We start from the raw sequence: 20,221 nt of genomic DNA, 5'->3' as shown, positions 1-20,221 counted from the left end.
TGGGTCATTAACCCGATCAGCCATTCTGTGTCAAAATACCAGCAACATGCCCAGAGGATACCGATCCTGCGGTGTTCAGTGGCCTGATTGGGCCGGATTGGTGCGGGATCCTGCTCTTGTTCCAGCCTTACTGTTCCTCGCATCGTATCCCACCGGGTGAGATCATCCCGGGTACGGGTCAAACCAGTTATTTTCGGAGTTAGCCATTCATGTCTGCCAAACAACCCACTCGCAAGCCTACTGGCAAGCGCAAAGAATCTGATGTCAGTGCTCAGGAAGGCCGTGAGCGTAAACGGGCTGCCAAGCGCAAGGGCCTGAAGGCTGGTTCTCGCCAGCAAGTTGAACAGCCGAAGAGCAAGTCTGGCAACAGCCAGTCCAAAGATCCGCGTATCGGTTCCCGCAAGCCGGTAGTTCTGGTGGTGGATGACAAACAGAAGAAGCCGGCAGCACTCAAGGCGGTGAAAGAGAAGAAGCTGGTGATGACGCCCGAGCAGGAGCTGGCTTCCATCGAAAACGATGACCGCTTGAATGATCTGCTGGATCGTCTGGATGCCGGTGAAACTCTGGAAGCGGCCGAGCAAGCCTGGGTTGATCAGCGCGTCGACCGTTATCAGGAGCTGATGGATGAGCTGGGCATCATCGACAACGACGATGATGAAGATGACGAGCTGCCGTTTGATGATGGCGATGACGCCGAGTTCGACGAGCAGAAACCAGCTTCCGAAGAGGAGCTGTGGGACCGTTTCAACCAGGTCGATTTCAAGCCGGAACCCAAGCCTGAGCCGAAGAAAAAGTGATGAGTGGATGGATGCTGGCCGCCCTGTTGGGCGGCCTGATTTTGTCAGGGTTGGCCATCTATGCAGGCATGCTGCTGGCCAGGCTGAGACGACAGCAAGCGATGCAGTGGCAGGCTATTACTGCTCGCAATGAACGAATTCTGGAGAGCGTGCGGGTCATTGCCCATGCGGTGCAGGAGGGGCAGTGCGATTACTCCGAAGGCGCCATTCGGCTGACCAATCTGCTGGATGCGTTGCAGATCAAGGGGGGGCGGGCGTTCGTTGCCGAATTCCCGGGTCTGTACGGGCTGTATGAGAAGGTGAAAGATATGCCGACTCATGAGGCCAGACGCGCCCTCAAGCGCAATGAAGTGATGAAGATGGATCTCGAACGAAGCGGCTACGAGGCCGAGCTGGAGGCTCAGATCCTCAAGGATGTTGCCCAGCTGAAGGATTTTCAGTTAGGTCGGTGAGCCAACAATAACAACAAGAGAGGAAGCGAGCGTGCAAGCAGAACAGATTGTGTGGGATCAGGCCCTGATCGAAAAATATAACTACAGTGGCCCGCGATACACCTCTTATCCCACTGCGCTGGAGTTTAACGAGAGCTTCGGCTATCCGGATTTTGTCCGCGCTGCCAGCCAGTATCCCGAGCGCAATCTGTCGCTCTACGTGCACATCCCTTTCTGTCACAAGCTCTGCTACTACTGCGGCTGCAACAAGGTCATTACCCGCCATCAGCACAAGGCTGACGAGTACCTCGACTACCTGGAGCAGGAGATCAAGGCGCAAGCCCCGCTCTTCAAGCACCGTATGGTCACCCAGCTGCACTGGGGTGGCGGTACACCCACCTATCTGGATGAAGCGCAAACGCGCCGCCTGATGGCCATGCTGCGTGAGCACTTCCATTTCGCCGAAGAGGGGGAGTTCAGCATCGAGGTCGATCCGCGCGAGATTGCCATTACCATGCTGGATGTGCTGCGAGACGTCGGCTTCAACCGCATCAGCCTTGGGGTGCAGGACTTCAACAAGGATGTGCAGGTTGCGGTCAACCGCGAGCAGGACAACGACTTTATTAAAGCCATGTTGGAGCGGGCCCGTGAACTTGGCTTCCGCTCGACCAACCTCGACCTTATCTATGGCCTGCCGCATCAGGATCGTGCCAGCTTCCACCATACGCTGGAAGAGGTGCTCAAGACGGATCCGGCGCGCCTCTCCATCTTCAACTATGCCCATCTGCCGAGCCGCTTTGCCGCCCAGCGCAAGTTGAAAGAGATGGATATGCCTGCGCCGCAGGAGAAACTGGCCATGCTGCAGGACACCATCGCCTTCCTCACCGGTCAGGGTTACCAGTTCATCGGTATGGACCATTTTGCCAAACCCGATGACGAGCTGGCAGTGGCGCAGCGCGAGGGCAAGCTGCACCGCAACTTCCAGGGCTATACCACTCAGGGTGATTGCGATCTGCTGGGGCTGGGTGTCTCCTCCATCAGCATGATCGGTGATGCCTACTCCCAGAACCAGAAAGAGCTCAAGGCGTATTACGCACAGGTTGCAGAGCTGGGTCATGCCCAGTGGAAAGGCTGCTCGCTCAATCAGGATGACCTGATCCGCCGTGAGGTGATCAAGCGGCTCATCTGTGATTTCCGTCTGAACTTTGCCGCTGTCGAACAGGCGCACGGGCTCAATTTCAGAGAGTATTTTGCTGACGATCTCAAGCTGCTGCAGACCTTCATCAACGATGGATTGGTGCGTATGACGGAGGATGGTCTGGAGGTCTCCTCCACGGGGCAGCTGCTGATCCGCAATATCTGCATGTGTTTCGACGTGTACTTGCGCAACAAGGCGCGTCAGCAGCAGTTCTCTCGCGTGATATAAGCTTGTTTGCCGATTAGAAAACAGAGAAGGGCGCCATCGTGGCGCCCCTTTCATATGTATTTTTGCTTAAGCAGCGGGTCGGGAAGGTTCTGGTAAGAAGTCTCTGCGCTGAGGCAAGTAATTGAGAGCCAAGTAAGGGGACGGTGAAATGCAGATAAAAAGATGGGGGCGACTTGCGTCGCCCCCGGTAGTCGTATCGCTCAGATCCTTGAACGAAGTTGCTCCCTGCAATCCCTGACTGTTTACCTCTTCCTTTAGGTTTCCCCTTCCCAATCCTTTGGGGTGTCCTTTAGCCATCTTGGCCTGACGAGTCATCCTGTCCCGTCGCACTTTCTCCGTCCTGGGAGGTGTCCTTTACCACATCCTGTGGTGAGTCCATTTGCCCAACCCTGGCAGCCAGTCTTCCTGACCGACTTCATTGCGTCCGTGCATGATTAACTATAAGGATTTTCTAACCGGCTACAACGCTAGATTGGAAAACGTTTTTGTTATTAGCTATTTCGAAAGTGGCGTGTTTCGATTTATTCATTTATAAACAACTAGTTAAGTTTATCATCTTCATGTTTTAAGATCTTATCTTCCGATTATCTCGGGGATCTTTTCGGCCGTTGGCTTACATCTGGAATGGCAAATCTCTTACACGGCGTTTTGGTTGCTTCAGAAACAGATGTTGCAGTCTGATGATGGTCATTCGGGGTGAGTTGGCGAGGCACACAAAGAGCGGCTGAATGGAGAAATTATGAGCGCTGGTTGAGCCGCTCATAGATGGTCTGGCGCTCCTCAGGAGTCAGCGAAGAGAAGTAGTGGGTAAAGAGGCGTAGCAACAGGGACTTGTTCATGCCATCTTGCTGGGTCAGATTACCCAGCTCGTCGATGGCCACTGTGCTCATGGAGAAGGTAGCCTTTTTGTAGCTGGGCTTCAGGTGCTCGCCACTCTCGATAAAGGCCAGCGCCGACAACGCCTCGTCACGATGCAGGCCCAGTTCAAGGCTGACCACCTTGGGCTTGCCCTTGGCGTAGAACTCCGCATCTTCGATAAATTCGTCGACGGTGAACTTCTTCTGGTGATGCAGCTGGTGCTTTTTCTTCAGATCGGCCAGACCCATCTCACACCCCCACTTGCAGGAACTCTTTGGCGATGGCCCGGATCTCTTCGGCGGATTTGCCATCCGGCTCGATCTCCATCACCGACAGTCCCTTCTCTTCGCTGTCGTCATAGACGTTGCGGCCATAGGTGATGGCGTTCAGGACGTCGACACCGAACGAGGAGCAAACCTCTTTCGCTTCGAGAATGCGTTTTACCTGATTGGGCAGGGCGGGGCACTGGGTCAGCACTACTGCTGCATTGAGGGTCGGGTTGACCATCTTGCAGGTGGTGATGAGATCTTCCATATGGGGCAGGGTCTTGAGGTCACGGCGTTTCGGGCGCAAGGGGATCAAGGCGTGGGTGGCGACAGCCATGGTGGAGCGCAGTGCCCGGTTGTCTTGCCCGCCGCAATCGACGATGACGTAGTCGTAGCGGTTTTTCAGGCTGAGCAAGTCGTTGCGAATATTGCCATAGAGCTGCACGCAGTTGATTTGTGGTAGCTCCGGGTTGTCGTTGCGCTCCTGAATCCAGTCAGAGGTGGTGCGCTGCGGGTCGCAGTCGACCAGTAACACCTCCCCCTGAAATTGGGATCTGAGGTAGACCGCCAGATTTTGTGCCAAGCAGCTCTTGCCACTCCCCCCCTTCTCTCCACCGACCAACAAGATCATGACGTTCCCCTATCCATGAGAAAACCGCTGATTTCAGTATAGGAGGGGCCTGTCTCATCACAAGGCGAGAGGAGTGATGCTCCTCTCGTTGTTTCGACTAGTAATGAACGCTGCCTCCCTGCCAGCGGCAGACATAGTCAGGCACCAGCATTTGAGGGGCCTTGTCGACATGGCATACCACCATGGGCATGGCAGGGGCTCCTTCAGCCTGGCTGAGGGTGGGGAGCGCAGAGAGCAGCAAAGTCGCGAGCAACAGCATGGGTTTCATCTTCATAACAACTCCTTGGTAGTGCCATTCCTGTGTGATCTGGATCACTTTCTGAGTTAAGTCGAGGTTGGCGCCAGCGCAAGGTGAGACGAATAAATTCAATTAATGAAAAAAGTATCAAAAGGCGTTGTGGTGACCGACGAGGATGGTTGCCCACCTTGATGCGGACTTTGTGCATATTAAGTTGAACTGCACAAAGAGGTGGTGACTTATGGGGCTGAGCCTGATGGGGTTGGCATCAATGCCATGATCTGGAACAAGAAAAGATTTATGCAGTGAATGTGGTCGATGTGAGTATTTATTTCTCCCGCATTCCTCCCGTCACGGCGATGTATTCAATACCTAGGGAGTAATATTCAAATTATATTTGTAATATTGCTTATTGTAATGATTTTTAACGGTTTTTGTTATTTGCATTTAATCGTCCCAGTGAACTGGCATGAATAAAAAATGAATCAACCTGAAATATAGCGGGGTGGTTTTGCATGGTTATTCGGTGAGCTTTGTGTGGAAAATGCGCAATTTGCTACCGGGGTCATAGATTGGACGGTGAATATATTCAGTTCTGAGTGAATGTGATCAATGTCTAAGTTTGTCGTGATTCGCAGGGCTAACCTCGGTCTCGAAAGGCAAGGGCAGGATAGAACATAAGCCGATTACCCTACATAAAGAATATCCCGCCTTAGCCACGAGCATGAATAGAAGGAATCTATTCAATCACTCGCAGGGACCACTGCTAGACGGAATATAATCATGAGCAAATTTTATGTAGGTTCTGAAGTTGGCCAATTGCGCCGTGTCATGTTGCACCGCCCCAACCTCAGTCTGAAGCGTCTGACTCCTTCCAACTGCCAGGATCTGCTGTTCGATGACGTCCTGTCTGTTGAACGCGCCGGTCAGGAGCACGACAAATTCGCTCAGGTACTGCGCGATCAGAATGTCGAAGTTTTCCTGCTGACCAATCTGCTGGCCGAAACCCTGGATGTGCCGGAAGCCAAAACTTGGCTGTTGCAACATCAGGTCTCCGACTACCGCCTCGGCTCTTCTTTTGCCAACGACGTGCGCTGCTTCCTGGCTGACATGCCGCACCGCGAACTGGCCCGCATTCTCTCCGGCGGCCTGACTTACTCCGAGATGCCCTACAGCGGTGTCAACATGGTAGTGGGCATGCACGCTCCGACCGATTTCATCATTGAGCCGCTGCCCAACCACCTCTTTACCCGTGACACCTCCTGCTGGGTTTATGGCGGCGTCTCCATCAACCCGATGGCCAAGCCGGCTCGTCGCCGCGAAACCAACCATGTGAAGGCCATCTACCGCTGGCACCCGATGTTTGCCGGCCAGGACTTCATCAAGTACTTCGGTGACGAGGAGCGTGACTACGACAACTCCACTATCGAAGGTGGCGACGTACTGGTTATCGGCCGCGGCGCTGTGCTGATCGGCATGTCCGAGCGCACTACCCCGCAAGGGGTCGAGCATCTGGCTCGCAGCCTGTTCAAACATGGTCAGGCCAAGCAGGTCATCGCCATGGAGCTGCCGAAACACCGCAGCTGCATGCACCTGGATACCGTCATGACCCACATGGATATCGACACCTTCTCCGTCTATCCGGAAGTGATCCGCAAGGATGTGCAGTGCTGGAGCCTGACTCCGGGCGGCGCCACCGGCATGAACATCAAGGAAGAGGGTTACTTCGTCACCGCTATCGAGAAAGCACTGGGCGTCGATCAGCTGAAGATCATCACCACTGGCGGTGACAGCTTCGAAGCCGAACGCGAGCAGTGGAACGACGCCAACAACGTACTGACCGTACGTCCCGGCGTGGTGGTGGGTTACGAGCGCAATACCTACACCAACGAGAAGTATGACAAAGCCGGTATCACAGTTCTCTCCATCCCGGGTGATGAACTGGGCCGTGGCCGCGGCGGCGCCCGCTGCATGAGCTGCCCGATGGAACGCGACAGCATCTGATGAGACGGCGTGGCGCCGGCAGAAGCTGGCGCCACACAGAACCAAACTCGAGATTAACCACTATGAAAAAACCAACTGTCGTCGTCGCTCTGGGTGGCAATGCACTGCTCCGTCGTGGTGAGCCACTGGAAGCGGATATCCAGCGCAAGAACATTGCAACTGCCGCCAAGACCATCGCCCTGATCGCTCAGGAGTACAACGTGGTGCTGGTGCATGGCAACGGCCCGCAAGTCGGCCTGCTGGCCCTGCAGAACAGCGCCTACACCAAGGTATCCCCCTATCCGCTGGATGTGCTGGGTGCCGAGTCCCAGGGCATGATCGGCTACATGCTGATCCAGGAGCTGAAAAACCTGATGCCGAGCCGCAACGTCACCGCGCTGCTGACTCAGGTGCAGGTCGATCCCAAGGATCCGGCATTCGCCAACCCGACCAAATTTATCGGCCCCGTCTACGAAGAGGCAGAAGCCCGCACCCTGGCAGAAGAGAAGCACTGGGTGGTCAAGGCTGACGGCAAGTTCTTCCGCCGCGTAGTGCCATCCCCGCTGCCCCAGCGCATCGTCGAAGGCGATGCCATCGAAACCCTGATTGCCCAGGGCCACCTCATCATCTGTACCGGTGGTGGCGGTATCCCGGTGACTTGGGATGGCCAGAGTCTGACCGGTATCGAAGCCGTCATCGACAAAGACATGTCTGCCGCCTATCTGGCCAAGCAGATCAAGGCCGACGCCCTGCTGATCCTGACTGATGCCGATGCCGTCTATCTGGATTGGGGCAAACCGACCCAGCGTCCGCTGCGAGTCACCAGCCCGGACGAGCTGGCCGGGGTCAAGTTCGATGCAGGTTCCATGGGACCGAAAGTCGAAGCCTCCTGTGAATTTGTCAAAGCGACCGGCGGCATGGTTGGCATCGGCTCGCTGGAAGATGGTCTTGCCATCCTCAAGGGTGAAGCCGGCACCAATATCGTCGCCACCCGCACCGTACATGCGTAATTACCGATATCTGTACTGAGAATGCGTAGTCAACACTACTGCCCGAACTGGTCTGAAACATATATAGAGAGAACTCATCATGGCTTTTAATCTGCGTAACCGTAACTTCCTGAAACTGCTGGACTTCACCCCGCGCGAAATCCAATACATGATCGACCTGGCCATCGACCTGAAAAAAGCCAAATACGGTGGCTACGAGCGCAAGCATCTGGTCGGCAAGAACATCGCCCTGATTTTCGAGAAGACCTCCACCCGTACCCGTTGTGCGTTTGAAGTGGCGGCCTTCGACCAGGGCGCGCAAGTCTCCTACCTTGGCCCAAGCGGTTCCCAGATCGGTCACAAGGAGTCCATGAAGGACACCGCCCGGGTACTGGGTCGCATGTATGACGGTATCGAATACCGCGGCTACGGTCAGGAGATCGTCGAAGAGCTGGGCGCCTACGCCGGAGTCCCGGTCTGGAACGGCCTGACAAACGAGTTTCACCCGACCCAGATCCTGGCCGACTTCATGACCATGCTGGAGCACGGCAAGGGCAAGCGTCTGGATCAAATCAAGTTCGCCTACCTGGGTGATGCCCGCAACAACATGGGTAACTCCCTGATGGTCGGCGCCGCCAAAATGGGCATGGACATCCGTCTGGTCGCGCCGAAAGCCTTCTGGCCAGAAGAGGAGCTGGTTGCCAAGTGCCGCCTGATCGCCGAAGAGACCGGCGCACGCATCACCCTGACCGAAGATGTGAAAGAGGGTGTGCTGGGTGCGGACTTCCTCTACACCGACGTCTGGGTATCCATGGGTGAAGCGAAAGAAGCTTGGGATCAGCGTGTCAAACTGATGACTCCGTATCAGGTCAACATGGATGTCATCAATGCCACCAAGAACCCGGATGTGAAGTTCATGCACTGCCTGCCCGCGTTCCACAACGACGAGACCACCATGGGCAAGGAAGTGGCTGATAAATATGGCATGAAAGGCCTGGAAGTGACCGAGGACGTGTTCGAATCCGAGCACAGCATCGTGTTCGACGAGGCCGAAAACCGGATGCACACCATCAAGGCAGTGATGGTTGCTACGCTGGGCGACTAAGGTCGCAGTAGTGGTGCCGGGGGGCGACCCCCGGCTTTTCGACCATGTGACAGCGGCATAATACCTCTAACCCTACAACCCGCAGCCTGCATGGATACCACACCCACAGAAGGAAGCTGGACCATGACCAAATTCAAGTTCCCGTCAGCCTACACGATACTGTTTGTGCTGATCGCCCTGGTGGCCGCCCTGAGCTGGATAGTGCCGGCCGGCAAATATGAGATGACCATGAACGAAGCCCTCGGCAAAGAAGTGCCGGTGGCGGGTACCTACAAACTGGTGGAGGGGAATCCCCAGGGGATCGTCGACGTGCTGCTGGCACCTATCGATGGCCTCTACAACCACGACACCTATGAGGCAGGCGCCATCGACGTCTCCCTCTTTATCCTGATCATCGGTGGTTTTCTTGGCATAGTGACCAAGACAGGTGCCATCGATGCCGGTATTGAACGTGTGACCGACCGCCTGCGCGGCCGGGAAGAGTGGATGATCCCGATCCTGATGGCGCTGTTCGCCGCAGGCGGCACCATCTACGGCATGGCCGAAGAGTCGCTGCCTTTCTACACCCTGCTGGTGCCGGTGATGATGGCCGCCCGCTTCGACCCAGTGGTGGCAGCGGCAACCGTATTGCTGGGTGCAGGTATCGGTACTCTCGGTTCCACCATCAACCCGTTTGCGACTGTTATTGCGGCCAACGCCGCCGGTATCTCCTTCACCGACGGTATCTGGCTGCGCGTTGCCATGCTGGTCGCCGGTTGGCTGCTCTGTGTTGCCTACGTCATGCGTTACGCCAAGATGGTGCGCAGCGATCCGAGCAAATCTCTGGTGGCTGACAAGTGGGAAGAGAACCGTGCCCACTTCCTTGGCAACAAGAGCGACCAGATGCTGGAGTTCACCCTGACCCGTAAAATCGTGCTGGGTATCTTCGTCGCCGCCTTCGCCGTGATGATCTACGGTGTGGCCGTGCTGGGCTGGTGGATGGCGCAGATCTCCGGCGTGTTCCTGGCTGCCGCCATCATCGTTGGTCTCATCTCCCGCATGAGCGAGGAGGAGTTGACCTCCAACTTTATCGACGGTGCCCGTGACCTGCTGGGTGTGGCGCTGATCATCGGTATCGCCCGCGGTATCGTGGTGGTAATGGATAACGGCATGATCACTCACACCATTTTGCACAGTGCAGAAGGGATCGTGACCGGCCTCTCCACCATCGTCTTTATCAACGTGATGTTCGTGCTGGAAGTGGTGCTCTCTTTCCTGGTGCCGTCCTCCTCCGGTCTGGCCGTACTGACCATGCCGATCATGGCGCCGCTGGCCGACTTCGCCAACGTGGGCCGCGATCTGGTGGTGACTGCTTACCAGTCTGCCTCCGGTCTGGTGAATCTGGTGACCCCGACCTCCGCCGTGGTCATGGGCGGTCTGGCCATCGCCAAGGTGCCTTATGTGCGCTGGCTGAAGTGGGTGGCTCCGTTGCTCGGTATCCTGACCGTGCTGATCGTGGTCTGCCTGAGCCTGGGCGCCGTGCTCTCCTGAGGATGGCAAGCAAGATGAAGCGGGAGCCTGCGGGCTCCCGTTTTTTATGGGCGCAAGAAGTGATGGGCACAAAGTCGCAGGCAACAAAAAGGCGACCCGCAGGTCGCCTCGATGCATTCGATGAAAGGGGTTAGCGGGCTTGCGCCAGTGTGCGCACCACGGCGGCGTGGGCCTGACGGGTGCGGCTGATATGGCGCGGCGCGACCAGCACCACGTCATTGCCCGCGACGGCGCCCATGATCTCGGGATTGGCGTTGCGATCCAGCAGGCGAGCCACCACGGTGGCGGCCCCCGGAGTGGTGTGGATCAGCACCATCTGCTGGTTGTGTACCACTTCGCGCACCATGTCGTGGATAGAGCGGGTACTGCCAGCGGGTTCCAGCTGCTCATCGACTAGGGTGTAGACCTTCTTGCCGTTGGCATTTTGGGCCTTGGCCACGCCGAGGCGGCGCAGCAGGCGGGAGATGGTGGACTGGCTGATGTCGGCAAAGCCGCGCTCCGACAGCTCGCGACGGATCTCTTCCTGGGTGCTGTAGCAGTGCTGACCGATGATCTGGCGACAGGCATCCAGCTGGGCCAGATCGGGCTCTTGGGCAACGGGACGACTGAGGGTTTTGACCACGGCGAATTCCTTTGATGATGACCGGAGGTAAACGCGCGATATCTGCCATAGCAGTCAGTTATCAGGTAAAAACACTGATAATCAGCCTATATGCAGGGAATGAGCGGGCATTACCATCTTGCGATGGCAAATTATAGCTGACTGGAAATTTGGTGATGTGACAGGGTTCAAAAATGGGCCCCGCGGGGCCCAATCAGATATCAGTCACGCTCGCTGACGATGTCCTGAGTGAAGGACTTCTCGCAATATTTGCACTTCATCCGTACCACGCCTTTCACTTCGCGCACCCGGAAGTAGCTGTCTACCGGCTCGTTGTGGGAGATGCAGTTGGAGTTGGGGCAGTGGAACACCCCAGCGATGAACTCCGGCAGATCCAGCTGGTGCTTCTTCACCACATTGAAGTCTTCGATGATGTTGACGGTCGCTTTCGGGGCGAACAGCGCCAGCTGGTTGGCCTGTTGCTCGGTCAGGCGGGTGTTCTCAATCTTGATGAGATCCTTCTTGCCCAGCGCGCCGGATTTCAGGTTGAAGCCGACGGTGATCCGCTCCTGGGTTTCGACCAGCTGGAACAGCTTGAGGATCTTGATGCCCTGGCCAGCGGGGATGTGATCGATGACGGAGCCGTGACGGATGGCTTCGACTTGCAGTTGGTTCTTGTCAGACATGATATTCCCCTAAGCTCAGACAGTTTCGTTCAGTACCAGTGCCAGCAGCGCCTGGCGTGCATAGACCCCGTTCTCCGCCTGCTGGAAGTAGCAAGCGTGGGGAGTCTTGTCGACCGCCACATCGATCTCGTCGACGCGGGGCAGGGGATGCAGGATCTTCATGGTGGGCTTGGCCCCTTCCAGAGTCGCCAGCTCCAGAATGAACTTGGCGGCCATGTGCTTGTATTCGGTCTCGTCGAAGCGCTCTTTCTGGACGCGGGTCATGTAGAGAATGTCCAGCTCCGGCATCACCTCTTCCATGGTCTGGTGGACGCTGAACTGGATACCCTTCTCTTCCAGCTCTTCGCAGATGTAGTCCGGCATCGCCAGCGCTTCCGGGGAGATGAAGAAGAAGCGGCAGTTGAACAGGCTGAGGGCCTGGGCCAGCGAGTGCACGGTCCGGCCATATTTCAGGTCACCGACGAAGGCGACGTTGAGGTTGTCCAGACGACCCTGGGTCTCATGGATGGTGAACAGGTCGAGCAGGGTCTGGCTCGGATGCTGGTTGGAGCCGTCGCCGCCGTTGATGACCGGCACGCGGGAGAATTCGGAGGCCAGACGGGCCGCACCCTCTTTCGGGTGGCGCATCACCACCGCATCCGAGTAGGAGCCGATGATCTTGATGGAGTCAGCCAGCGTCTCGCCCTTCTTGGCGCTGGTGTTGCCACCGTCGGCGAAGCCGATGATGTTGCCGCCAAGGCGCTGTACCGCGGTCTCGAACGAGAGGCGGGTGCGGGTGGAGGCTTCGAAGAAGCAGCTGGCAACCAGCTTGTCTTTCAACAGGCTGGTGTCAGGTTCAGCCTTCAACCGTTGTGCGGTTGAGACTACCAGTTCCATTTCTGACCGGGTCAGGTCCGAAATGGAGATGACATGTTTCTTATAGAGTGGATTGGTCATCGTCTGCATTCCCTTTGACATCATTGGAGGTTTTTCGGGCACAAAAAAAAGCCCCTGAAACAGGGGCTTTTTTTAAAAATAACTGGGGATCTTTGGGGTGGGAACCGGAAACAACGGGGCCGCTCTGGTGCGCACCACCCGTCTGCAAGGCTGTTTTCTGAATCAAAAACTGCATCGTTTCGTCCCGACCTTTTTCAAAACCGGACAGATTATAGGGCCGCTTTTTTAATTGTCAAAATTTTATTTCCGATGCCAATTTCAGCATGAAAAACGTTTAAGTGGCGGAAACATGACGACAAATCCACACCTTGTGCGTCTCTTGCAGCGATTCCCCATCGCGGGCCATGGCGCGCAAATAACCGAGTCTGTGGTGTCCTTCCAGCAGGCAGTAGGGGCGGGGCAGGGGATGGCCGTTCGGGTAGCTTGAACCCTCTTCCGGCACCAGCACGATGACAGGTTCGGGCCAGGTGCCTTCGCTCAGCATCTTCTCGCCGAGCCAGGAGCGACGCACATAGCGGTTGCTGCGCAGCATCTCTCCCCAGCGCTCGATCACCTCCATATGGCGGGAGTCCACCTGATCCAACAGTTGCGCGGTGGGCCAGCTTTCACAGGTGAACTGATGGCTGGCGAGATCGATAAAGCTCCAGTTGGACTCAAAACCGCGCCAATGACGGTAAATCCACTGGGAAAGCACATTTTCAGGAATAAAGGGCACCAGCGGCGCGACCCGTTCAAGATAGGCGGGCAGGGACTCTGTTTTGCGTTCATCCCTGAAGTTGAGGGGCGCCAGTTGTTGGAGCAGTCGGTAATTGAGCATAAGTGGCCTCCCGGTACCTGATTTCACCCTACCCCCATTTATGTCCCATTCCTACCCCGGCAGGGCTGCAAATACAGCAAGTTATCCCGCTTCGCTGCACAAATAACCGCGACTTGTTCGGGATTTGTGCAATTGCATCGAAAGCGTAAAAAAAGCCTTTACCTTTGATCTCCACTTTGTATACTACGCCTCGTTTGTTGCAGGGGCGTAGTTCCAATTGGTAGAACAGCGGTCTCCAAAACCGATGGTTGCGGGTTCGAGTCCTGCCGCCCCTGCCATTTTAAGAAAGGCCAGCTCATTGAGCTGGCCTTTCGCATTTCCGGAGTTCGCCAATTTATCCCTCTCTCCTTTCTCTTCTCCATCTTGCTGTTAGCAGTCCGGTGACTGTGGCCAGATTGATCTCGATGTCTGCCGCAAGAGTGTTCAATGTGCAGCAACCCGCTGTTTCAGGACGGTGACCAGCCGCTGGTGGCGGGCGGGGAGTGGCCACTCTGCGCGGTAGATCAGCCAGAGGGTGTCGATCACTTCAATGCTGCTCTGGATCACCCGGATCTTCTCCTGCTGGGCAAAGGCGGTGACGGCGAAGCGGGGCAGCACGGTAAAGCCGAGGCCACGGGCGACCGGCTCCAGGATCAGGCCGATCTGGTTGGTAAAGCCGCGCAGCGGGATCTCGTCAACGCGCTGGCCGGGGTAGCGTCGTCCCAGCAGGCGTTGTGCCATGCTGCGGCCATCCGGGTGGTCGATAAAGCCGAGCTGACAGAGGTGCAGCCAGCTCGGCTCCTCGCCATTGTTGGGCACCACCAGGCAGAGGGGTTCGCGGGCGAAGGGCTCGGCGGCGATGCTGGGGTGTTCAGGCGGTTGATCCACCAGTCCCAGATCGCTGCGCCCCGCCAGTACCGCCTGCACTATGTCGGGGGTGGGGGCGAAGCGGTGATGGATGGTGAGTCCGGGGTGCTCCTGTTGCTGGTCGAGCAGCAGGGGATAGAGCAGCAGACCAATGCTGCCCGGGGTGGACAGGGTGATGGCGCCGCGGTGAGGGTCATCGTCAGAGAGGCGCGCTCGCAGCTGTTCGGCGGCCTGCGCCTGCTGGCGGGCGAAGTCGAGCAGCACCAGCCCGCGCGGAGTGAGCTCCAGCTGACGGGGCTTGCGCAGCAGCAGGGGGCCAAATTCGGCCTCGAGGCGCGAGATATGCTGACTGACGGCGGCCTGAGTGAGATCCAGCCGCTCGGCGGCGCGGGTAAAACTGCCGGTTTCATGCACCACCACCAGGGTGTGGAGCCAGAGCGGATTAACCATAAATTTAATTTATGCCTTCCATTAGTTTGACCTTATTTTTCATTATGTCGCCCCTTCCTATCATGTCACCTGTTTCCCACACACAATTTCAAGGTGACCTATGACCTATCCACGCAACTTCTCCCACATCGGCATCACGGTGACTGACCTCGACAAGGCAGTCGAGTTCTATACCAAGGTGATGGGCTGGTATCTCATCATGCCGGCGACCACCATCACCGAGGATGACTCCGCCATCGGCGTGATGTGCAACGACGTGTTCGGCCCGGGTTGGGGTTCTTTCCGTATCGCTCACCTCTCCACCGGCGACAAGATCGGCATCGAGCTGTTCGAGTTTCCCAACAGCGAGCGCCGTGAGAACAACTTCGAATTCTGGAAGACCGGGGTGTTCCACTTCAGCGTGCAGGATCCGGATGTCGAGGGGCTGGCGGCGCGCATCGTCGCGGCGGGCGGCAAGCAGCGGATGCCAGTGCGCGAGTACTACCCGGGCGAGAAACCCTACCGCATGGTCTACATGGAAGATCCCTTCGGCAATATCGTCGAGATCTACAGCCACAGCTATGAGCTGACCTACTCCGCCGGTGCATATCAGGGGTAAGTGACAGGCCGCCTTCGGGCGGCCTGCTGCTTTGTTGTTACAAGAGTCAGTAGCATGGAATAGCGATCTGGTTCACACGAATAGCGCGTTCTGTTGTTGATAGATGGGAAAATATACAGATTCACTAAAGTCTGTTCATATTGCGGCCGATAGCCTTTGATACATCAGGGTTTTCCCTGCCTGACACAACAACAAGGATTCGTCGTCATGACCCTCTCTCTGCGCGGCAAGCTGCTGGCCACCAGTCTTGGCGTAGTGCTGCTGATGGCATCACTGCTCGGCATCGTTGCCTTTCACACCCTAAAATCCCGCACCATGAGCGCCATCCAGAGCGAGGCGGTCAACTATGGCCACGCCTACTCGGTCGCCATCGGCGACTGGATGACGGATCGCAAGAACACCGTCCATGCGCTGGTCAACCTGATCAGCGATAACCCCCAAGCCGAGCTGGTGCCGCACCTGAAGCAGGCCTACACCTCCGGTGGGTTCGGGCTCACCTATTTTGGCTCCGCGCAGGGGGTGATGACCCGGCAGGATCCCTCCCTCAACACCGGCAACTATGACCCACGCGAGCGCCCCTGGTATCAGGATGCGGTGAAGGCGGGGCAGCTCATCGTCACAGCCCCCTATGTCAGCGTCACCATGCAGAAGCTGGTGGTCACCCTCTCCGAGCCGGTACGCCATCAGGGGGAGCTGGTCGGTGCCGTGGGGGCCAACCTGGCGCTCGACAAGCTGATCGACGAAGTGCTGGCGATGAAGGTGCAGGGTGAGGGCTACGCCATGCTGCTCGACAGCAGCGGCCTCATCGTCGGCCATCCGCAGAAGGATTTGGCGCTCAAGCCCATCGCCGAGCTGGCGCCGGGACTCTCTGCCGCCACCTTCCAGCAGTGGGGCCGCGAAAACAGCGAGCTGCACGCCGCCACCCTCGACGGGCGGGATGTGCTGCTGGCAGTACAACCGGTGCCGGGCACCGACTGGCTGCTGGCCATGGTGATGTATCGCGATGTGCTGGAGGCTCCGCTCAGCAGTCTGCTGTGGGAGCTGGTGGGGCTGACTCTGGTGCTGATGCTGGTATTCAGCGCCCTGCTCACCGCCACCTTCAAATACCTGTTCGCCGATCTCGGTCGGGTCGCGCACGCCTTGCACGACATTGCCCACGGCGAGGGGGATCTCACCGTTCACATCAACACCCACAGCAAGGATGAGGTGGGCCAGCTGGCACAGAACTTCAACCAGTTTGTGGCGCGGCTGCACGGCATCGTCAGCCGGTTGCGGGATGTGACCGTCGAGCTGGCGGCCCAGTCCCGTGCCCAGGCGGCCGGGGCGCAGGCTCGCAGTCAGCGGGTGCGCCAGCAGCAGGACGAGATCGTGATGGTGGCGACCGCGGTGACCGAGATGGCCTCCGCTACCCAGGAGATCGCCGGTAACGCCGAGTTTGCCGCCACTACCGCCACCGATGCGGTCGCACTGGCGGTCGCCGGTCAATCCCAGGTTGGCCAGAGTCAGCGCAGCATTACCGGTCTGGCGGACGAAGTGGCCGATGCCAGCCAGATCATCAATGAGCTCGACAGCCATGCCCAGAAGATCAGCGGCATTCTGGCGACCATCAGCGGCATCGCCGAGCAGACCAACCTGCTGGCGCTCAACGCCGCCATCGAGGCGGCCCGGGCCGGTGAGCAGGGCCGTGGTTTTGCGGTGGTGGCGGACGAGGTGCGGGTGCTGTCGCGCCGTACCCACGACTCCACCGACGAGATCCAGCAGATGATCGAGACCCTGCAGCAGACTACCCGTCGCGCCGTGGGTGGCATGGAGACCAGTCGTCAGCTGGCGGGTACCAGCGTCGAGGATGCGGAAGCGGCCAACCAGAGCCTTGCCCGGATCAACGAGGCGATCGGCTCCATCAGCGACATGGCGACCCAGATCGCCGCGGCGGCCGAGGAGCAGACTTCGGTGACCGGCGAGATCAGCCGCAATACCGAAAATATCCGCCACGTCTCGCAAGAGCTGGCCGAGCAGGCGGGCAGCGAGGCGGCGCAGGCGGCCGAGCTCAAGTCGCTGACCGAGCGGCTGGAGCAGGAGATCGGCCGCTTCCGGCTCTGACATCCCGCCACGCCAGCAACAGAAAGGGCAGCCCGCGGGCTGCCCTTTGTTATTTCACGACTGGCTTAAGGGGTCTGCTTGACCCAAATCAGCTGGTCGGTGGCAAAGCCCAGCGATTTCGCTTTGGCGACCAGCGCATCCACCTTTGCCTTGGGTGGGTTGGGTGAGCGGGAGAGGATCCAGAGGTAGTCGTGGTTGTAGCTGGTCACCAGCGAGAGCTGGTAGTCGGGGTCGAGGTCGATGACGTTGTAGCCGCCGTAGAAGGGGCCGAAGAAACTCACCTTGAGCCGCGCTTCGTCCGGGTTGCCGACGAAGTAGGCCTTGCCCTCGGCTTCGCGCCAGCTGCCATCGCTCTGCTTGCCGCGGTTGAGCACCTTGACGCCGCCATCGTCCCGCAGGCTGTAGGTGGCGCTCACCTGCTCCAGCCCCCGTTCGAAGCTGTGGTCGAGGCGGGCGATTTCGTACCAGGTACCGAGATAACGATCGAGCTGGAAGCCGGTAACGGGGCGAATGCCGTCGGCAATCCCGGTACAGGCCGTCAGCAGTAAAGCGGTGAACAGGCAAAGCAGTGAACGCATAAGTAATCCCTCTCTTGTTATCCCTCAATGATGCGAAGCTGGCCATCCCGGAAGCGGGAGGCCTGATCCGTCGGCGTGCTGCCGAAGAAGCGCTTGTACTCCCGGCTGAACTGGGAGTTGCTCTCGTAACCGACTCTGGCCGCCGCGGTGCCCGCCTTGATGCCGTCGTGCAGCATCATCATCCGCGCCTTGTGCAGGCGAAACGACTTGATGTACTGCAGCGGCGAGGTGGCAGTGACCGCCTTGAAGTGGTGGTGAAAGGCGGAGACGCTCATGTTCACCTCCCGCGCCAGCTCCTCCATGGTGAGGTTGTCAGCATAACGGGACTCTATCATACGCAGCACCCGGGCGATCTGGCCCACATGGTTGTGGCGATTGGCGAGCGCCTGCAGCGCCGGGCCGCCCCCCTCGGTGAGGGCGTGGAACAGCATTTCCCGCACCGTCTGAGGCCCCAGCACCCTGGCGTGCAACGGGTTATCCATCAGCTCGATCAGTCGCTCGGCGGCGCAGAACATGGTTTCCGACAGGGGGACCGAGTGGACACCGCTCTTTTGTGGCGCGGGGGCGGGCAAGGCATCGCCCAGCTCCAGCAGCAGCTCTTGCAGGGTGACCAGATCGATCTCGATGGTAAAACCGATAAGCGGCTGCTCGGGGGAGGCGAAGCACTCGCACTCGCAGGGCAGCGGCAGGGTCATCAGCAGATAGTGGTTGGGGTCGTAGCGAAACACCTGATCCGCCAGATAACCCACCTTGTGTCCCTGCAGGATAACGATCATCCGCGGTTGGTAGAGCACCGGGGTGCGGCCATGGTGCTCGGTGGTATAGATGAGGTTGACCTGTTTCACCGGTGATGGGGTGATGCCGGGTGCAGTGACGTGGCGGGTCAATCTGGCGGCGAGGTCGTTGTAACGGTTTTGCATGTGCGCTCTTTGATTCGACAGTTCCGGTTTTTGCTGCTTTGTAGAAATAGGCAAGAATCAAGCAGGATGTTGTCTTGATGGTAGTGTGATTCTGGAGAAAAATGCAATCACGATTTCGCGGCCAGGCCGCCCTGACTATCAGAAGAAGGCAATGTCGATGAACAACTTTACTCTCCATACCCCGACCAAAATCCTGTTCGGCCAAGGGCAGATCGCCCAGCTGCGCGAGCAGCTCCCGAGCGATGCCCGCGTCATGATCACCTATGGCGGCGGCAGCGTGGTACGCAGCGGCCTGCTGGAGCAGATCCGTAACGAGCTGGCTGGCATGACCCTGTTTGAATTTGGCGGCATCGAACCGAACCCGGCCTACGAGACCCTGATGGGCGCCGTGGAGCTGGCCCGTGCCGAGCGGGTCGACTTCCTGCTCGCCGTTGGCGGTGGTTCCGTGCTCGATGGCACCAAGTTTATCGCCGCTGCCGCGCACTACGATCCGGCCAAGGATCCCTGGCACATTCTCGAGACCGTCGGCAGCGAAGTGCGTTCCGCCATCCCGCTCGGCTCAGTGCTGACCCTGCCGGCGACCGGTTCCGAAATGAACATGGGCGCCGTCATCACCCGTCGCAGCAGTGGCGACAAGGTGCACTTCTTCTCGCCGTTGGTGATGCCGCGCTTCGCCGTGCTGGATCCGGTGCTCACCTACACCCTGCCCGAGCGTCAGGTGGCGAACGGGGTGGTGGATGCGTTTGTTCACATCGTGGAGCAGTACCTCACCTATCCGGTCAATGCCAAGGTGCAGGATCGCTTCGCCGAAGGCTTGCTGCTGACCCTGATCGAAGAGGGCCCCAAGGCGCTGGCCGAGCCGCAGAACTACGAGGTACGCGCCAACATCATGTGGAGCGCCACCATGGCGTTGAACGGCCTGATCGGTGCCGGTGTACCACAGGACTGGGCCACCCACATGCTGGGTCACGAGCTGACTGCCCTGCACGGCCTCGACCACGCCCAGACTCTGGCGGTGGTGCTGCCTGCCCTGCTGCAGGCCAAGCGCAAACAGAAACATGCCAAGCTGCTGCAATACGCAGAGCGGGTGTGGGGTCTGAACAGCGGCAGCGAAGCGGAGCGCATCGACGATGCCATCGCCGCGACCCGCGACTTCTTCGAGCGGATGGGAGTCAAGACCCGACTGCGCGACTACGGTCTGAAAGATCTGGGTATCGACACCCTGATCGGCAAGCTGGGTGAGCACGGCATGACCCGTCTGGGCGAGCACAGCGATATCGATCTGGTGCAGAGCCAGCATATTTATGAAGCGGCCTGGTAAGGGCCGCCAATCGGCGCCAAACGGGCGAAACGATTGAATTGTCGGGGCCCTCTCCCGCCATATGGCGGCTAAGCGGCCCCGCTTTTGTTGGGAAAATGTTACTTTTCGGCGTTT

The 20,221-nt window shown here is 58.2% G+C and carries 21 protein-coding genes and 1 tRNA gene; 11 read left to right on the top strand and 11 right to left on the bottom strand.

Features of this window, described 5'->3' with window-relative positions; translation table 11 throughout:
• Positions 1 to 209 precede the first annotated feature (209 nt).
• The 3 genes from yihI to hemN are packed head-to-tail and all read left to right on the top strand — an operon-like array spanning position 210 to position 2,654.
• On the top strand, positions 210 to 797 hold the full coding sequence (gene yihI, locus AB5Z02_RS12215; protein ID WP_194494719.1) for a Der GTPase-activating protein YihI: 588 nt from the start codon (positions 210 to 212) through the stop codon (positions 795 to 797).
• A gap of 11 nt (positions 798 to 808) precedes the next feature.
• The gene (locus AB5Z02_RS12210; RefSeq protein WP_005339712.1) at positions 809 to 1,249 is read left to right on the top strand and encodes a DUF2489 domain-containing protein; all 441 of its coding nucleotides are present in this window, start codon (positions 809 to 811) and stop codon (positions 1,247 to 1,249) included.
• Positions 1,250 to 1,280: 31 nt separating this feature from the next.
• Positions 1,281 to 2,654, top strand: a complete 1,374-nt coding sequence (gene hemN, locus AB5Z02_RS12205) for an oxygen-independent coproporphyrinogen III oxidase (RefSeq protein ID WP_368216066.1) — start codon at positions 1,281 to 1,283, stop codon at positions 2,652 to 2,654.
• 737 nt (positions 2,655 to 3,391) lie between these two features.
• Here the strand turns inward: hemN and AB5Z02_RS12200 are convergent.
• The 3 genes from AB5Z02_RS12200 to AB5Z02_RS12190 all read right to left on the bottom strand — a co-directional run bounded on the left by AB5Z02_RS12200 (position 3,392) and on the right by AB5Z02_RS12190 (position 4,683).
• Complete coding sequence (locus AB5Z02_RS12200; RefSeq protein WP_005339715.1) at positions 3,392 to 3,760, bottom strand: hypothetical protein; 369 nt, start codon at positions 3,758 to 3,760, stop codon at positions 3,392 to 3,394.
• 1 nt (position 3,761) lies between these two features.
• A complete protein-coding gene (locus AB5Z02_RS12195) occupies positions 3,762 to 4,409 on the bottom strand; it encodes an AAA family ATPase (protein WP_005339716.1) in 648 nt (215 codons plus the stop codon).
• Positions 4,410 to 4,506: 97 nt separating this feature from the next.
• On the bottom strand, positions 4,507 to 4,683 hold the full coding sequence (locus AB5Z02_RS12190) for a hypothetical protein (RefSeq protein WP_005339717.1): 177 nt from the start codon (positions 4,681 to 4,683) through the stop codon (positions 4,507 to 4,509).
• A 747-nt stretch (positions 4,684 to 5,430) separates the two neighbouring features.
• Between AB5Z02_RS12190 and arcA the strand changes: the two genes are divergently transcribed.
• The 4 genes from arcA (at position 5,431) to AB5Z02_RS12170 (ending at position 10,254) form a co-directional block, all read left to right on the top strand.
• Positions 5,431 to 6,651: an arginine deiminase gene (arcA, locus tag AB5Z02_RS12185; RefSeq protein ID WP_005339718.1), complete on the top strand. Its 1,221-nt coding sequence runs from the start codon at positions 5,431 to 5,433 to the stop codon at positions 6,649 to 6,651.
• Between the two features lie 62 nt (positions 6,652 to 6,713).
• Positions 6,714 to 7,640: a carbamate kinase gene (gene arcC / locus AB5Z02_RS12180; RefSeq protein WP_005339719.1), complete on the top strand. Its 927-nt coding sequence runs from the start codon at positions 6,714 to 6,716 to the stop codon at positions 7,638 to 7,640.
• A gap of 79 nt (positions 7,641 to 7,719) precedes the next feature.
• Positions 7,720 to 8,724 carry an ornithine carbamoyltransferase gene (argF, locus tag AB5Z02_RS12175; protein WP_005339721.1) on the top strand — a complete coding sequence of 335 codons (1,005 nt, stop codon included), beginning with the start codon at positions 7,720 to 7,722 and terminating at the stop codon, positions 8,722 to 8,724.
• Positions 8,725 to 8,847: 123 nt separating this feature from the next.
• Positions 8,848 to 10,254, top strand: a complete 1,407-nt coding sequence (locus AB5Z02_RS12170) for a YfcC family protein (RefSeq protein ID WP_005339725.1) — start codon at positions 8,848 to 8,850, stop codon at positions 10,252 to 10,254.
• A 130-nt stretch (positions 10,255 to 10,384) separates the two neighbouring features.
• On the opposite strand, the gene AB5Z02_RS12165 is transcribed toward AB5Z02_RS12170, so the two are convergent.
• The 5 genes from AB5Z02_RS12165 to AB5Z02_RS12145 all read right to left on the bottom strand — a co-directional run bounded on the left by AB5Z02_RS12165 (position 10,385) and on the right by AB5Z02_RS12145 (position 13,294).
• Positions 10,385 to 10,876 (bottom strand): arginine repressor, encoded by a 492-nt coding sequence (locus AB5Z02_RS12165; RefSeq protein WP_005339728.1) that lies wholly within the window; start codon positions 10,874 to 10,876, stop codon positions 10,385 to 10,387.
• A 200-nt stretch (positions 10,877 to 11,076) separates the two neighbouring features.
• Entirely contained in the window at positions 11,077 to 11,541 is a 465-nt protein-coding gene (gene pyrI / locus AB5Z02_RS12160) for an aspartate carbamoyltransferase regulatory subunit (RefSeq protein ID WP_368216065.1), read from the bottom strand.
• Between the two features lie 15 nt (positions 11,542 to 11,556).
• Entirely contained in the window at positions 11,557 to 12,477 is a 921-nt protein-coding gene (pyrB, locus tag AB5Z02_RS12155) for an aspartate carbamoyltransferase (protein ID WP_005339735.1), read from the bottom strand.
• A complete protein-coding gene (locus AB5Z02_RS12150) occupies positions 12,458 to 12,652 on the bottom strand; it encodes a hypothetical protein (protein ID WP_133249581.1) in 195 nt (64 codons plus the stop codon). Before AB5Z02_RS12150 ends, pyrB begins: the two co-directional genes overlap by 20 nt.
• Before the next feature lie 99 nt (positions 12,653 to 12,751).
• Complete coding sequence (locus AB5Z02_RS12145) at positions 12,752 to 13,294, bottom strand: hypothetical protein (protein WP_368216064.1); 543 nt, start codon at positions 13,292 to 13,294, stop codon at positions 12,752 to 12,754.
• A gap of 201 nt (positions 13,295 to 13,495) precedes the next feature.
• On the opposite strand from AB5Z02_RS12145, the gene AB5Z02_RS12140 reads away from it, so the two are divergent.
• Positions 13,496 to 13,572: transfer RNA gene (locus AB5Z02_RS12140), tRNA-Trp, on the top strand.
• 145 nt (positions 13,573 to 13,717) lie between these two features.
• On the opposite strand, the gene AB5Z02_RS12135 is transcribed toward AB5Z02_RS12140, so the two are convergent.
• A complete protein-coding gene (locus tag AB5Z02_RS12135) occupies positions 13,718 to 14,590 on the bottom strand; it encodes a LysR family transcriptional regulator (protein ID WP_368216063.1) in 873 nt (290 codons plus the stop codon).
• A 100-nt stretch (positions 14,591 to 14,690) separates the two neighbouring features.
• Here AB5Z02_RS12135 and AB5Z02_RS12130 point away from each other — a divergent pair, with 100 nt between their 5' ends.
• A complete protein-coding gene (locus AB5Z02_RS12130) occupies positions 14,691 to 15,188 on the top strand; it encodes a lactoylglutathione lyase family protein (RefSeq protein ID WP_005339743.1) in 498 nt (165 codons plus the stop codon).
• Positions 15,189 to 15,395: 207 nt separating this feature from the next.
• Positions 15,396 to 17,288 carry a methyl-accepting chemotaxis protein gene (locus AB5Z02_RS12125; protein WP_128815732.1) on the top strand — a complete coding sequence of 631 codons (1,893 nt, stop codon included), beginning with the start codon at positions 15,396 to 15,398 and terminating at the stop codon, positions 17,286 to 17,288.
• A gap of 65 nt (positions 17,289 to 17,353) precedes the next feature.
• On the opposite strand, the gene AB5Z02_RS12120 is transcribed toward AB5Z02_RS12125, so the two are convergent.
• Entirely contained in the window at positions 17,354 to 17,866 is a 513-nt protein-coding gene (locus tag AB5Z02_RS12120) for a lipocalin family protein (RefSeq protein WP_005356301.1), read from the bottom strand.
• Between the two features lie 17 nt (positions 17,867 to 17,883).
• A complete protein-coding gene (locus AB5Z02_RS12115; protein WP_231721141.1) occupies positions 17,884 to 18,786 on the bottom strand; it encodes an AraC family transcriptional regulator in 903 nt (300 codons plus the stop codon).
• A 157-nt stretch (positions 18,787 to 18,943) separates the two neighbouring features.
• Between AB5Z02_RS12115 and yqhD the strand changes: the two genes are divergently transcribed.
• Positions 18,944 to 20,107 carry an alcohol dehydrogenase gene (gene yqhD / locus AB5Z02_RS12110; protein WP_368216062.1) on the top strand — a complete coding sequence of 388 codons (1,164 nt, stop codon included), beginning with the start codon at positions 18,944 to 18,946 and terminating at the stop codon, positions 20,105 to 20,107.
• The last annotated feature ends 114 nt before the right edge of the window (positions 20,108 to 20,221 follow it).

The sequence above is a fragment of the Aeromonas sp. R2-3 genome (genome assembly GCF_040908375.1).
GTDB classification, from domain to species: Bacteria; Pseudomonadota; Gammaproteobacteria; order Enterobacterales; family Aeromonadaceae; genus Aeromonas; species Aeromonas veronii.
Note: the sequence above shows the minus strand (reverse complement) of the source record. Positions and strands in the feature narration are given on the sequence as shown.

Bases quoted from the DNA above. Each gene is read 5' to 3' on its own strand.
- AB5Z02_RS12195 (WP_005339716.1), bottom strand. From the start codon at position 4,409: ATGATCTTGTTGGTCGGTGGAGAGAAGGGGGGGAGTGGCAAGAGCTGC.
- AB5Z02_RS12145 (WP_368216064.1), bottom strand. From the start codon at position 13,294: ATGCTCAATTACCGACTGCTCCAACAACTGGCGCCCCTCAACTTCAGG.
- pyrI (WP_368216065.1), bottom strand. From the start codon at position 11,541: ATGTCTGACAAGAACCAACTGCAAGTCGAAGCCATCCGTCACGGCTCC.
- yqhD (WP_368216062.1), top strand. From the start codon at position 18,944: ATGAACAACTTTACTCTCCATACCCCGACCAAAATCCTGTTCGGCCAA.
- AB5Z02_RS12120 (WP_005356301.1), bottom strand. From the start codon at position 17,866: ATGCGTTCACTGCTTTGCCTGTTCACCGCTTTACTGCTGACGGCCTGT.
- AB5Z02_RS12200 (WP_005339715.1), bottom strand. From the start codon at position 3,760: ATGGGTCTGGCCGATCTGAAGAAAAAGCACCAGCTGCATCACCAGAAG.
- argF (WP_005339721.1), top strand. From the start codon at position 7,720: ATGGCTTTTAATCTGCGTAACCGTAACTTCCTGAAACTGCTGGACTTC.
- AB5Z02_RS12125 (WP_128815732.1), top strand. From the start codon at position 15,396: ATGACCCTCTCTCTGCGCGGCAAGCTGCTGGCCACCAGTCTTGGCGTA.
- pyrB (WP_005339735.1), bottom strand. From the start codon at position 12,477: ATGACCAATCCACTCTATAAGAAACATGTCATCTCCATTTCGGACCTG.
- arcC (WP_005339719.1), top strand. From the start codon at position 6,714: ATGAAAAAACCAACTGTCGTCGTCGCTCTGGGTGGCAATGCACTGCTC.
- AB5Z02_RS12210 (WP_005339712.1), top strand. From the start codon at position 809: ATGCTGGCCGCCCTGTTGGGCGGCCTGATTTTGTCAGGGTTGGCCATC.
- yihI (WP_194494719.1), top strand. From the start codon at position 210: ATGTCTGCCAAACAACCCACTCGCAAGCCTACTGGCAAGCGCAAAGAA.
- AB5Z02_RS12190 (WP_005339717.1), bottom strand. From the start codon at position 4,683: ATGAAGATGAAACCCATGCTGTTGCTCGCGACTTTGCTGCTCTCTGCG.
- AB5Z02_RS12170 (WP_005339725.1), top strand. From the start codon at position 8,848: ATGACCAAATTCAAGTTCCCGTCAGCCTACACGATACTGTTTGTGCTG.
- arcA (WP_005339718.1), top strand. From the start codon at position 5,431: ATGAGCAAATTTTATGTAGGTTCTGAAGTTGGCCAATTGCGCCGTGTC.
- AB5Z02_RS12150 (WP_133249581.1), bottom strand. From the start codon at position 12,652: ATGCAGTTTTTGATTCAGAAAACAGCCTTGCAGACGGGTGGTGCGCAC.
- AB5Z02_RS12135 (WP_368216063.1), bottom strand. From the start codon at position 14,590: ATGGTTAATCCGCTCTGGCTCCACACCCTGGTGGTGGTGCATGAAACC.
- AB5Z02_RS12130 (WP_005339743.1), top strand. From the start codon at position 14,691: ATGACCTATCCACGCAACTTCTCCCACATCGGCATCACGGTGACTGAC.
- AB5Z02_RS12115 (WP_231721141.1), bottom strand. From the start codon at position 18,786: ATGCAAAACCGTTACAACGACCTCGCCGCCAGATTGACCCGCCACGTC.